An 11,737-nucleotide genomic window follows, 5' to 3' on the forward strand; every position below is an offset into this window, starting at 1 on the left:
TTACTAATTCTCCAGATTCTCTAATAGCAGCATACCTTATGAATTTATTTATATCAACAACTGAAAATTTAATAATTAGTACACAACTGCACTGGTTCAACAAAAAAAAGTACTTATTAAATCGTTTAAAAGTCTGCACAACTCTTAAACAAATCAATAAAATACTCTTCTTTAGTTTATATCATTCTAATGATTTTATGCTTGCTTACTTAACTGATTCACCAACTACATAAAACTTTTCATCATTTCCACGCACTTTAATATAGTCTTCCCAGATATAAAATCTCCATTTTTCATCGTTCGAATAATCTAACGTAATATCTTTAGTCATTCGTCTTCGCAAATTTTTAAATTCCACAAAATATGCTTTGTTCCCTTCGACTCGAACGACCATCATAGCTATATCTGAACGATCTAAAATTTCAACTTGCTTCATAGATAAGTCAAACCAGCCATGTTCCTCATTGTGTAATTTCTATTTTATCATCTTTACATATTTTCAGAAAAATAATTATTTATTCGGTACAATACAATATCTTTTATCCATATTTTTAAATTTATATTGTTTATTGTAAGATTCGTTTGAATCGATAAAGTCTTTTTATTCTCATTGTATTCGAATGGATATCCCATTTTTGAAAAAGGTTGTTTAATCAACAATGCTCCTATTTTTGATTCATTATAACCATTCTTAAATACTTTACCTTGCGCATCCTTCAACTCCCGATACTTTTCCGCATGTAAATACTCATAAAAGAACGGTGCGACTTCCGCTGCCGTGATCGGCTCCATCCAGCGCTCTTCTCCCCGCTCAAGCATCGCTAACAGAACAACCATCTTATAGCTCCGGTTCATGATTGTCTTTTCGACCTGCTCGATCAATTCTCGATTTGAATCGTACGCCTTAATCTCTTCGTCTGATAACTCCTGATGCTCCTTCAAAAAACCAACGTAAGAACCCCACTCTTGTTTATAACCTTGAGGAACTGCCGCATATTCTCCAATCTCAACATACGATGGTCGACGACCGAGTTCGTACTTGATTTGCTCATATTGTTCAATCAGTCGTAACTTCCGCTGACTCGGTTGCCGGAGTCGATGAATCAATTCCAGTGCCCGCGTATCGAACTCAATCACACAACCGGGTGGTGGCGTAATCGGTTCTCTCTCCCCTCGCTTGAACGATTCTTTCATCGTTCCAAGTAGTTTCAGTTTCGTCTCGACGTTACGATAGTTCCCGATCAAATCAATGATGACGCAATGCGATTTATCTTGCGCTAAACGTAAGCCACGTCCGATTTGTTGCGTATAGATGGCGACGGATTCCGTCGGACGACAGAACAGCAGTGTATCGACTTTCGGAATATCGACACCTTCATTGAACAAATCGACGGTAAAGAGGACGTCGATCTCGCCTTGCTCGAATGCTTGCATATACTCTATACGATTGGTTGTCTGTCCCGTCAGTGCAAATGCTGTCGTTCCTTTATCCCGAAATACTTGCGCCAGATATTCCGCCTGCTTGATTGACGAACAAAAACCAATCGTCTTCGTTTGACGATGCTTCTCCCATGAATGATAGATATTATCCGCAACCTCTCGATCAAGTTGTCGATGCTCGAGCTGCGACGCATCATAGGTCCGACCGATTCGTCGAATCTGGGAATAGTCGATCGTGTCATGAATACCGTAATAATGAAACGGCGTCAAAAATCCTTCAGCAATCGCCGCTGTGAAATGCATCTGGAAGGCAACGTTATGGTGACAGATCGCATAGACATCAGCACCGTCCATTCGGTCTGGTGTCGCCGTCAGACCGAGCAGGAAACGGGGCGTGAAATGGTCGATGATCTTCCGATAACTCGTCGCTGCCGCGTGATGGAACTCGTCAACAATGATGAGATCAAACTGATCAGTTGCAAAACGGTCCAAGTGACGCTTTTGCGCCAGCGTCTGGACGGAAGCGAAGACGATCTCCGTCGTCTCTGTGACGGTCCGGTCACTGCCGATATAAAAGCCGGTCTGCCACACCGGATTGACTTTTTGAAACGAACGCTCCGCTTGCACTAATAGTTCTTTTTGATGTGCTAGGAACAGGACTCGTGTAAAGTCTCCCGCAAAGAACGCACTCAGGTAGGTCTTCCCTAGTCCAGTCGCAAGCACTGCCAACGCCCGTGTCCGTCCTTCTTCCATCGTTTCCCGTAACGCGTGCAGCGCTTCTTCCTGCACTCGATGCGGCAGGATTTCTGGTGCAACGACGACCGTTCCTTCGTCATACTCGACTTCCGGTTCCGCGACATATTGACGCGCCGCGTACTCTTGACGGTAAGCATCTAAGACAACCGGATTCAGTTCTTCTGCCGATTCACTGAGGTAAAGATCCATGAAGGCATCGATTGCGTCATCAAGAATCTGTGGAGCGACAGCTTGTGGCAGATGGACGTTCCATTCGATACCGGACCGAAGCGCACTATTCGAGATGTTCGACGAACCGACGATCGATAAGCCAGTCTCTGCGTTTCGAAACAGATATGCTTTCGGATGGAACGAGCGTCCGCCTGACCGATAAAAGCGAACTGACAACCCATCCAGCGAAAGCAACTGCGCCAATGCTTCTGGATCGGTGATGTGTAGATAATCGCCAATCAACAGCCGAATCTCGGCTCCTCGTTGCAAGGCGCGACGAAACGCCGGGACGAGTAAGGCGACGCCTGACTTCTGAGCAAACGCTGCGACGATATAGACTTCCTCTGCCAAATCAATGGCTTCGACGAGTGAGTCATATAAATGATGCGTCGTCAGCTTCGCTTCCGGGATCAATCTTCGACCTCGATCAGGTAGAGGCGTTCTTCGAATCCACCGCGTTGTTGCTGTTTCTTCGCTCGGACGGCTTCCAGTTCCTCGACTGTCACGCCATGTGTCTTCGCTAACGCTTGGATCAGTTCCAGTAAATCAGCTAACTCCTCGACAGCATCTATGTCTGTCGTCGCTTCCTCGTATTCAGCTAGTTCTTCATGCAATTTCTTTTTCGCTTCCACTAGGAATTCATTTTCGTCCAACGTACGGAACGTCGCTTTTTTCCCGTTTTGGTCGATGATGTTTGGAATCGCATCTCGAACTAATTTATGATAAAGTGGCATATCAATTCACTCCTTTGAAGGGTTGAGGGATATCCGAGTCGAATCACTCGGTGTCGTACATATGTATTTTATAAGAGGAGGTTCTTTTCATGTCTACATTCAAACAGATCGACACAACGAACGCCCCTGCTGCGATCGGTCCTTATTCGCAAGGCTTTATTGCAAACGGTACACTCTATGCTTCCGGGCAAATCCCGATTGATCCGACAACAGGTGAACTTGTACCAGGCGGAATCACGGAGCAAACAGAACAAGTCATGCGAAACGTCGATGCCATCCTGAAAGAGGCAGGACTGACACCGGACCGCGTCGTCAAGACAACATGCTACTTAACAAGCATGGAACACTTCGCTTCTTTTAATACGATCTACTCCGATTACTTCGCACCGCACAATCACTTCCCAGCTCGGTCTTGTATCGCTGTGAAGGAACTACCAAAAGGTGCCTTGGTCGAAGTCGAGATTTTAGGACTCGTTTAATCATACATCACGCATTTTGCGTGATGTTTTTTATTTGTAAATCCTTGTAGTGTCCTCTCTATTCAAAACCTAAAAAATAGAAATTTCAAAATTATTTTAATATAAATAAATTATGGTATTAATTTGGGTTTTATGATAGATTATTATTAATTATTACTTATTTTATATTAAAATTTGTTATTTGTTAAAAGTTATAGCATTTTTCCATTTTAATAAGTGTAGGAAATACATAGCAATTCTTATTGAATTCGAAGGGATCGGTTTATCAGTATGAAAAAGCTTCTTAAATTGGTACTTGGTTTGATCATCGCAATCGTCATTCTTATCGTTGCAATGGTCGCATGTACATCATTCTTCGCAAACGAAGTAGACAAAGAGCTCGAAAAAGGAGGAGAAGTCACTGCAGTCGATTCAAAACAGGCTAAAGGCGATAAACAAAAAAATACGCCTAAGCATTTTGCATTCGGCGATACGATCAAAGTCGGTGATGTACAGCTCACGATTTCAAAAGCTCAAAACCAGTCTCCTGCTCAATACAGCGAATCAAAAAATGGCAATGTCGTTGTATTTGATGTAACAGCAATCAATAAAGGCGATGATTCTGCTTTCATCGATGATACGGAATTCAACCTCTATATTAATGATGAACAAGTCGATTCTTATTTCGGAGATGACATGGCAATCAGTGGTGATTTAAACAAAGGTAAGACGTTAAAAGGTAAACTCTTTTACGATGCACCAAAAGGTCAGTCCCTCGAACTTATCTACAAACCTTCTTTCTCATGGAACGATAACGAAGTCATCTTTAAAGGTAAAAATTAATGAGTAAGCGCTCCTAGTTTTAAGGAGCGCTTTTACTTTGTTTTGCTCGTCGGTGAATCGCATGCATCACGATTGGTATTTGTACAACCAGATTCAAGATACTTACTCCGATCACTAGTTGACTGACCGTCAATGGATTGAAGTACCCTTCGCCATATCCTCTCCCTACGCTGAGCGCGATCCCGTATGAAATCGCAAACGAAACTAGATTGCCGATGACGATATCTTTCAGTTTCCCACTCCGCGCAAGTGAATACGATAGAGCACCGAGTCCAAACAAAAATAAGGCATAGCCTAGAAGTGAACCTTCTTTCCAATCAAAATAGGGTCCAAACCAGGCAAAGGGAATCACATACAACCATGTTCGTTTCATCGCTGCCCCTCCTGACTCGCTTGTGATGTGAAAAAACGATACAACGCGTCACGGATGTTCCTCCATCCAGGTGGATAGACATTTGACTTACTAATACAGACGGTTTGGTTATTCGTCGTTACTTCAAGCGTCCAATCCGTCCCGTCTAGCATCTCATGCACTGACTCAGGATACGTCTCCCACGCTACTAGATCATACTTCCTTATCCACGCATCCATGAACGCTAGATCGTCTTGTGTCAGTATACGTTCTCCGGGTGCTGTCAATCGATTTTCTTCATCTTCTGCTCGAACTGTTTGACTTGCACGGTCCCACCAAAACGTCTGTCCTTTTCCCATACCGGACTCGCGGTAATAGACCCGTTTCACTGTCTCCATCACAATCACCCTCTAAATTTGATATTCCCAGTATACCCCATTTGTTATTTTTACCCTGATACAATTTCAATCAGGGTTCTTCCAATTTCTGTTGCTGTGAAACATTTTTCTTCTTCTCTCAGTAGATGGAGTGAAAGGAGATGTTTACTATGCATGTATCCATACAGCAAGCCGGTTATGACGTCGGTCAGCCTGTCTTACAAGAGATTGAGTTTACCTTACAGCCTGGAGCCATCACCGGTTTGATTGGTACGAACGGTGCGGGAAAAAGTACGACGATTCAAGCGATGTTCGGTACGTTGCCTTGGGTCGAAGGAGAGATTGATTTACCCATCTCACTCGCCTATATTCCGGAGCTGCCGACCTATTACGAATATTTGACGCTCGCCGAGCACCTTGAGCTGGTCGCCTCGCTCCACGAGACGGATCATGCCTATACAGAACGACTCTTACAGACGTTCGAACTGCATGCTGTCACGAGTGACTATGTCTCTTCTTTCTCTAAAGGAATGAAACAGAAGGTGATGCTCGTCTGTGCCTTGATGCAACGCGCGGACTGCTTGATCATCGATGAACCGTTCGTCGGTCTTGACGCGGTCGCGACGATTCGATTATTACATTTACTCGAAGCAGAACGGACGCGTGGCGTGGCGATTCTGCTCGTCACCCACGTCCTTGATTCCGCGGAACGTCTTTGTGACGACTTCGTCTGGATTGATCAGGGGCGCATCAAACATCAAGGAACACTCGCTCAAATCGGTGAAGCCTCTGGTCAGCCTGGTGCCCGCTTGTTCGACATCATGGAAGCGATGGTGCTCGAGCATGATTGAAACCTTTTTGAAGCAACGGATCCGTCGACGGCATGCGGAACAGCGTCGCTTCTTTCGAGAAATCTTCGATTGGACGATTTTGCTCTATCTCGTCATTCCAGTCGGTCTGTTCATCATCTATGAGACGATTCAGATCTTAAACGGTCAAGCGGACTGGGTTCAAACGGTTCCGGTCGCTTGGATCTTACTCGGATGGATCTTGTATGGATTCCTGCCCGCTTTTTACGCTTGGTTCGAACCAGCAGATCGCCTCTTCTTCAAACCGGTTCCTGGAGCGATCGTTCGAATGAAGTGGTATTCCGTTCGGTATCATTTCGCGCGGATTTTCTTATTAACGGCCGGCTTACATTTACTCTGTTTTCCGTTACATCGTCTCCGGTTTGACCAATCTAGTATCACAGTACTGCTAATTAGTCTCGCGCTCTCTTTGCTCCAACCATTCTTTAGCTTTTGGACATACCGGCTATCTGGGCAACGGTTCTTGCGGAAATGGAGCGGTCTTCTCGTCCTAGCAACTGGTCGCATCACTCTGTTACTCCTGCTTTGGCTTCAACCGCATCCTGTCCTCTTCGTTGTTGCACTGGGTGTGTTACTATTCGGATCTCTTCATGTCCGGCACTGGTCGCGGCGGGAGGACGGATTAACGGAGGACATTCTGTTGTCGATGAAACGACAGTCGAGTTTATCGACGACCGTCCTTGAATTGAACGGTGCCTTACCGAAGCCGTCTCACCGAAAGCGTCCGTTCCTTCATCTGCGATTATTCAAGCAGACGCATCAGCAACTCCCGCTGATCACGTATCTGCGAGATCCGAGTAAACGTCGTTTCTTACTCCAGCTGTTTGCTGCGACGAACTACGGTCTTCTCGTTTTACCATGGATCGGACGCGGTCTCGTCATTGCCTTCGTTCTGTTCGTCCTGTATCAAGAAGTAAAACAACACGCTCTGTGGTTTAGACAGCAGCGCTTCTATCGGCTCGTTGACTCTCGTATTACAGCTTCTGCGGAAAATAAAGTCATTTAAAAGATATGGGAATCCAATATCTCTTCTCGTATTCCTTTCGTACACTAAAGGTAACCTAAAACGAACGGAGTGTATGCGTATGAAGTGGGGTCTGTATCCGAAAATGTTACTCGCTTTCCTCGGTCTTGCGATCGTACCGATCGTCTTGATCGGTTCGTTTTTGTATGTTGAAACGAAGAGTGCCTTAACGGACGAAGCTTACGCGAAACTTGAGGCGATTCGTGATGCTAAAAAAGCGACTGTCACGCAACATATCGATGAGAAATTTTTGAACCTCGAAGCATTAGCAGAGAACGAACAAGTCCAGCAAGCATTCGCTCCCTTAACGAAACAGTTTGCGGACGGTGGACTGGCAAACGACGCCTACCAACAAGAAGCCAAAAAATTCGATACCTACTTCAATCAATACATCGAGCAGTTCGGCTTCTATGATGTCTTCTTTATTGATCCGGACGGAAATGTCGTCTATACGGCGTTCAAAGAACCGGATCTCGGTCAGAATGTCGTCACCGGTGATCTCAAATCGTCAGGGCTCGGAAAAGCGTATCAGGACGCCTTAACAAAACAAACAGGCGTCATTGCTGATTATGCGTACTACGAACCGTCAAAAGCTCCTGCTGCTTTCTTTGCGATTCCCTATGTCGACCCAAAGACGAACAAACCACGTGGAGTTCTTGCGCTTCAGCTCGCCGGTGATCGAATCAATCAGATCATGAAAACAACGGCTGGACTCGGCAAAACCGGTGAATCGTATCTTGTTGGTGCCGATCAACGCTTACGCTCTGATTTCCGAGCGACAAAACAGACCGAAGTCGGCGAAAAACGGGTCCAGTCGACGCCAGTCAAACAAGTCGTTGCCGGTCAGACGAAAACGACAGAAACAACGGACACCGATGGTCATGAAGTCGTGACGTCCTTCACACCACTAAAAATCGCTGGTCTCAACTGGGGACTGATCACAGAAGTCCATACGGAAGAAGTGTTTGCTTCTTTATCTGATTTCGTACAAAAGCTATTGATTGCGTTAGTGGCGTTAATTGCTTTGGTAGCACTTGCTGCGATCCTCTTCACACGCACGCTCGTCCGACCAATTCGCGCGTTACTGCATAGTGCGGGCGCGATTGCCGAACACGATTTATCACAACCGGTCGTTGCGACGTCACGTGATGAGATTGGACAGCTCTCCCGTTTATTCGAGACAATGCGCCTCTCTTTAATCAATTTGGTACAGCGAGTCGATGCAATGTCACGGACGATTGATGACTCTCTCGCTGAGCTCGTCGTTGAAGCCGAAGAGACCGGACACGGAACAAAAGAGATGGCAACAGCAATGACTGGAATTGCCGCAACCGCCCAGCAACAGTCTGGCGCATTTGATGGGCATACAGCGTCCTTACAATCCTTGACGGCAACAATCGAGCAAACTGCGCAGACATCGGCTCTCGTCGTCGATAGCGCTAGTCGTTCAGAAAATCTTGCAACGACCGGACGTTCGGATCTCCATGCCGTTACGGAACAGATGCAATCGATTCAAAATGCGATTGATGAGGCTGCCGATAAATCACGTCGCGTCCAAATCGCTTCCGAGAATATCTTAGAGATCATCAGCATCATCGAATCGATCGCTAACGAAACGAATCTTCTCTCATTAAACGCTTCGATCGAAGCCGCACGTGCCGGGGAACAAGGCAAAGGATTCGTTGTCGTCGCACGCGAGATTCAGAATCTTGCCAACCAATCGAAACAGTCAATGGTTCGCGTCCAGGAAACAATCGATTCGATCCAACTGGAGACAAAACAACTCGAAGACGCCATGGCACGCGGAACCGTTGCCGTTCAAGACGGTGTCGTTCGCGTCACGGAAGCGACGCAATCGTTTGATTCGATCGTCACCCAGTCAAAAGGTGTCACTGTTGATATGGCCGCCCTTTCGGAAACGAACCGGGATGTCTTATCGACCGCTTCCCACCTCGTCGCACAAGCCGAACAGCTGCGTGCCGGAATCATCGCCAGCGCTCAAGACAACCAACATGCATCCGAGCAATCACTCGCTTTCAGCGAACGAATGGATGTCGTCCATACGCTGACGGAAGAGATTTATACGCTCTCCCGTGAGTTGCACGAGACGATCAACCGCTATACACTGGATTAAACTTGAAAGGAGACATGCCTCATGACGACTCACTTATTCCTCTTTGGAGGCGGTCCTCCTTTTACACCGAACTTACGAACACGATTTGCTACATTAACGAACGGTGGACCGGTCGCGATTCTATACATTCCGCGGATCGGTAAGGACTGGACGCGTTACGCCTCGATCTATACGAAGCCGTTACAGGAAGATGGCATTTCGTCTTTCGTCCATCTGCCACTATCTGACGTACCAACAGACGGACAACTCGCGCAACTGAAGCAGTGTCAAGGCATCATCATCTCCGGTGGCGAGACCGAATTGTATCAGCAATACTTGGTCGGTACACCGATCGGTGACATCATTCAGTCGCGTTTCGTAGATGGTGTGCCGGTCGCCGGCTTTTCAGCCGGTGCCCTCATTTCGCCCGAACGGTGTATCATTCCGGAGATCGACCAACGCGACAATCAACGTCTTCGCTTGCCTGGTCTTGCCTTACTGAACGACGCGGTCATCTGTGTCCATTACGAGACGTGGGGCGAAGCCGCCCATCTCACGCAATCGTTTACGGAAGAAAGCACAGACCGTGCTTTCGGGCTTGCTGACGAGAGCGGAATCTATCTACGCAATCAGCACCTCGTCGAAACAGAAGGAACCGATCCCGTCGTATTATCGCGGAGTCCCGTCAAATGACAGCGATCGTTCCTGCCGTCAAAGGCATCATCATTCACGAGCAGCGTCTCCTGATCGTCCGCCGGGCTGCTGCTGACTTCGGTGGTGGGACGTGGGAATGCCCGGGTGGCAAGATTGACTTCGGTGAACTGCCGCTCGATAGTCTCGTTCGCGAGATAAAAGAAGAGACACAGTTGACAGTTACGCCGGAGCGTCTGCTCTATGCTTCGAGCTTCCTGACGCATCCCGATCGGCAAATCGTTCTCTTGATGTACGTCTGTTCGACGCATCAAACGGACGTTCAATTATCAGTGGAACACGACGCTTATCTCTGGGCGGACGAAACAATGATTCGTCAGTTGATCGCGCCGAATATCTTAGCTGATTTTGAACGACATGATGTATTTTCGTTACTGCATCGCTAAACACAACTGCCCCGCCTGACCAGTTGGTCGAGCGGGGCAATTTTTATTTACAGTAAAGGATCTCGATAACAGACGACGCGATTCCGACCGGTTTGTTTGGCTTCATACAATGCTAAGTCCGCTTTCTGGACGGTCTCAAATACAGTCGACGCTTGATCGGATGAAGCAGCCCCTAGCGATAACGTGACATGAAACACAGGATGCTCCTTATAAACGAAGTGTTGATCGGCGCAGGCAGATCGAATCCGTTCCCCGAGTCGTTCCGCTTGTCGAAGTGGTACGTCCGGCAATAGTAAGACAAACTCTTCACCACCGTACCGACCGACGACGCCCTGTTCCGGACAATACGATTGTAAGAGGTGACTGAGTTGTCGTAAGACGACGTCACCCCCTTCATGACCGTATGTATCGTTGATTGATTTAAAATGATCGAGATCGAGAATGAGGACGGAAAAGACCGTTCCGTTCTGAGCATACTCGGCTAACGTTTCATCTAGCTTCCGGCGGTTTCCGAGTTGCGTCAGTCCATCCGTTAAAGCCAGTTCCTGTTGCGTATGTACGAACAAAAAGTGCTTCCTTAGTTCTTGTAAGAAACGATAGGTGACGTAGCCACCAATCATGATGACGATGATATAGACGAGCGCAATCTCTAAAAACCGCTCGAACGTGTTCGTTAATAAATAGAGCGCCGGTAAGCTGTATGCGATCCCTGTTCCAAGCAACACGAGATAATCCTTCATCCGTTGAGCAGCGAACCGTCGATAAATCGTCGCTGTCACGAGTAACGCGACACAGATCAAGGTTGTCAGAATCAGTCCTTGGTATTCGCCAGCTGGTGTCACTGCAAATCGGGCGCCGATGATGAACAGCATCGTGATGCTACCGCTGACTAATCCGCCGTAAAAGTACGCCGTGACGAGCGCAACGAGACGCAAATCAATCTTTGCAACGTCATAGGAAATACTGTTAAAGATCAACAGGGCACCAATCACACCGGCGATACAACCGATCGCGAGTCGGACTTGTAAGGAAGAGTTAGGCGAGATGCGCTCGATCCGTCTTAGCGGTAAAAACGCAAACAGCAATGTCGCAATCAACAGTGAGAAGTTCAACAACAATGAATTAAGCAACGTAAGCACGACGACATCCTCCTCATTCCATTTCAGATGTTTACTCTATTCCCTCCAAATTACACATTCCCCTCTTTTTCCAAGGTTTTCAAACAAGAGGAGAGGGAATCAAACAAATATGTCTATCGTCTACATCATTAAGGGGGAATCTTTCATGGACCGTCAAGCTGAAAAACGAAAAAGTAAGATGCCATTCTTCATTATTCTCGTTATCGCTATCTTCGTCATCGTTGCTGCTGCGTTGATCATTTATGTCACATCTGAACCAAAAGAAGAGACACAAGCACTTATGACACATCTTGCGACTGTCCTTCCGGTTTACGTGAATTAGATT

Annotated in this window: 14 protein-coding genes; 8 read left to right on the plus strand and 6 right to left on the minus strand. The window is 46.7% G+C overall.

All coding sequences use genetic code 11. The features are described from left to right. Positions 1-205: 205 nt before the first annotated feature. From EXG77_RS14510 to EXG77_RS14520, 3 genes are read right to left on the minus strand one after another with little or no spacing between them, the layout of a single operon-like run. On the minus strand, positions 206-436 hold the full coding sequence (locus EXG77_RS14510; protein ID WP_035399121.1) for a hypothetical protein: 231 nt from the start codon (positions 434-436) through the stop codon (positions 206-208). Positions 437-489: 53 nt separating this feature from the next. After that, positions 490-2,820, minus strand: a complete 2,331-nt coding sequence (locus tag EXG77_RS14515) for a DEAD/DEAH box helicase family protein (protein ID WP_035399122.1) — start codon at positions 2,818-2,820, stop codon at positions 490-492. Continuing rightward, the gene (locus EXG77_RS14520) at positions 2,817-3,140 is read right to left on the minus strand and encodes a nucleoside triphosphate pyrophosphohydrolase (RefSeq protein ID WP_035399123.1); all 324 of its coding nucleotides are present in this window, start codon (positions 3,138-3,140) and stop codon (positions 2,817-2,819) included. Before EXG77_RS14520 ends, EXG77_RS14515 begins: the two co-directional genes overlap by 4 nt. An 89-nt stretch (positions 3,141-3,229) precedes the next feature. Between EXG77_RS14520 and EXG77_RS14525 the strand changes: the two genes are divergently transcribed. Both EXG77_RS14525 and EXG77_RS14530 read left to right on the plus strand, forming a co-directional pair. Next, on the plus strand, positions 3,230-3,619 hold the full coding sequence (locus EXG77_RS14525) for a RidA family protein (protein ID WP_035399124.1): 390 nt from the start codon (positions 3,230-3,232) through the stop codon (positions 3,617-3,619). Positions 3,620-3,889: 270 nt separating this feature from the next. Next, positions 3,890-4,441: a DUF4352 domain-containing protein gene (locus EXG77_RS14530; protein WP_035399126.1), complete on the plus strand. Its 552-nt coding sequence runs from the start codon at positions 3,890-3,892 to the stop codon at positions 4,439-4,441. Between the two features lie 19 nt (positions 4,442-4,460). Here the strand turns inward: EXG77_RS14530 and EXG77_RS14535 are convergent, their stop codons facing one another. Beyond that, positions 4,461-4,814, minus strand: a complete 354-nt coding sequence (locus tag EXG77_RS14535) for a hypothetical protein (RefSeq protein ID WP_035399127.1) — start codon at positions 4,812-4,814, stop codon at positions 4,461-4,463. Beyond that, complete coding sequence (locus EXG77_RS14540) at positions 4,811-5,191, minus strand: hypothetical protein (protein WP_035399128.1); 381 nt, start codon at positions 5,189-5,191, stop codon at positions 4,811-4,813. Before EXG77_RS14540 ends, EXG77_RS14535 begins: the two co-directional genes overlap by 4 nt. 149 nt (positions 5,192-5,340) lie before the next feature. On the opposite strand from EXG77_RS14540, the gene EXG77_RS14545 reads away from it, so the two are divergent. The 5 genes from EXG77_RS14545 to EXG77_RS14565 all read left to right on the plus strand — a co-directional run bounded on the left by EXG77_RS14545 (position 5,341) and on the right by EXG77_RS14565 (position 10,273). Next, positions 5,341-6,021 (plus strand): ABC transporter ATP-binding protein, encoded by a 681-nt coding sequence (locus EXG77_RS14545; RefSeq protein ID WP_052017218.1) that lies wholly within the window; start codon positions 5,341-5,343, stop codon positions 6,019-6,021. After that, on the plus strand, positions 6,014-7,045 hold the full coding sequence (locus EXG77_RS14550; RefSeq protein ID WP_035399130.1) for an ABC transporter permease: 1,032 nt from the start codon (positions 6,014-6,016) through the stop codon (positions 7,043-7,045). The genes EXG77_RS14545 and EXG77_RS14550 overlap by 8 nt, the downstream gene beginning before the upstream one ends. Before the next feature lie 73 nt (positions 7,046-7,118). Further along, entirely contained in the window at positions 7,119-9,197 is a 2,079-nt protein-coding gene (locus tag EXG77_RS14555) for a methyl-accepting chemotaxis protein (RefSeq protein ID WP_081637444.1), read from the plus strand. A gap of 21 nt (positions 9,198-9,218) precedes the next feature. Further along, complete coding sequence (locus EXG77_RS14560) at positions 9,219-9,869, plus strand: Type 1 glutamine amidotransferase-like domain-containing protein (RefSeq protein WP_035399132.1); 651 nt, start codon at positions 9,219-9,221, stop codon at positions 9,867-9,869. Next, a complete protein-coding gene (locus EXG77_RS14565) occupies positions 9,866-10,273 on the plus strand; it encodes an NUDIX domain-containing protein (RefSeq protein WP_035399133.1) in 408 nt (135 codons plus the stop codon). The genes EXG77_RS14560 and EXG77_RS14565 overlap by 4 nt, the downstream gene beginning before the upstream one ends. 47 nt (positions 10,274-10,320) lie before the next feature. Here EXG77_RS14565 and EXG77_RS14570 read toward each other — a convergent pair whose 3' ends face one another. After that, complete coding sequence (locus EXG77_RS14570) at positions 10,321-11,412, minus strand: GGDEF domain-containing protein (protein ID WP_035399134.1); 1,092 nt, start codon at positions 11,410-11,412, stop codon at positions 10,321-10,323. A 145-nt stretch (positions 11,413-11,557) separates the two neighbouring features. Between EXG77_RS14570 and EXG77_RS16485 the strand changes: the two genes are divergently transcribed. Next, complete coding sequence (locus tag EXG77_RS16485; RefSeq protein ID WP_167341066.1) at positions 11,558-11,734, plus strand: hypothetical protein; 177 nt, start codon at positions 11,558-11,560, stop codon at positions 11,732-11,734. Positions 11,735-11,737: the final 3 nt, after the last annotated feature.

Origin of the sequence: Exiguobacterium sp. OS-77, assembly GCF_000414195.2 — a bacterium.
GTDB lineage: Bacteria > Bacillota > Bacilli > Exiguobacteriales > Exiguobacteriaceae > Exiguobacterium_A > Exiguobacterium_A indicum.

Bases quoted from the DNA above. Each gene is read 5' to 3' on its own strand.
- EXG77_RS14510 (WP_035399121.1), bottom strand. From the start codon at position 436: ATGAAGCAAGTTGAAATTTTAGATCGTTCAGATATAGCTATGATGGTC.
- EXG77_RS14520 (WP_035399123.1), bottom strand. From the start codon at position 3,140: ATGCCACTTTATCATAAATTAGTTCGAGATGCGATTCCAAACATCATC.
- EXG77_RS14525 (WP_035399124.1), top strand. From the start codon at position 3,230: ATGTCTACATTCAAACAGATCGACACAACGAACGCCCCTGCTGCGATC.
- EXG77_RS14530 (WP_035399126.1), top strand. From the start codon at position 3,890: ATGAAAAAGCTTCTTAAATTGGTACTTGGTTTGATCATCGCAATCGTC.
- EXG77_RS14535 (WP_035399127.1), bottom strand. From the start codon at position 4,814: ATGAAACGAACATGGTTGTATGTGATTCCCTTTGCCTGGTTTGGACCC.
- EXG77_RS14540 (WP_035399128.1), bottom strand. From the start codon at position 5,191: ATGGAGACAGTGAAACGGGTCTATTACCGCGAGTCCGGTATGGGAAAA.
- EXG77_RS14545 (WP_052017218.1), top strand. From the start codon at position 5,341: ATGCATGTATCCATACAGCAAGCCGGTTATGACGTCGGTCAGCCTGTC.
- EXG77_RS14550 (WP_035399130.1), top strand. From the start codon at position 6,014: ATGATTGAAACCTTTTTGAAGCAACGGATCCGTCGACGGCATGCGGAA.
- EXG77_RS14555 (WP_081637444.1), top strand. From the start codon at position 7,119: ATGCGTATGAAGTGGGGTCTGTATCCGAAAATGTTACTCGCTTTCCTC.
- EXG77_RS14560 (WP_035399132.1), top strand. From the start codon at position 9,219: ATGACGACTCACTTATTCCTCTTTGGAGGCGGTCCTCCTTTTACACCG.
- EXG77_RS14565 (WP_035399133.1), top strand. From the start codon at position 9,866: ATGACAGCGATCGTTCCTGCCGTCAAAGGCATCATCATTCACGAGCAG.
- EXG77_RS16485 (WP_167341066.1), top strand. From the start codon at position 11,558: ATGGACCGTCAAGCTGAAAAACGAAAAAGTAAGATGCCATTCTTCATT.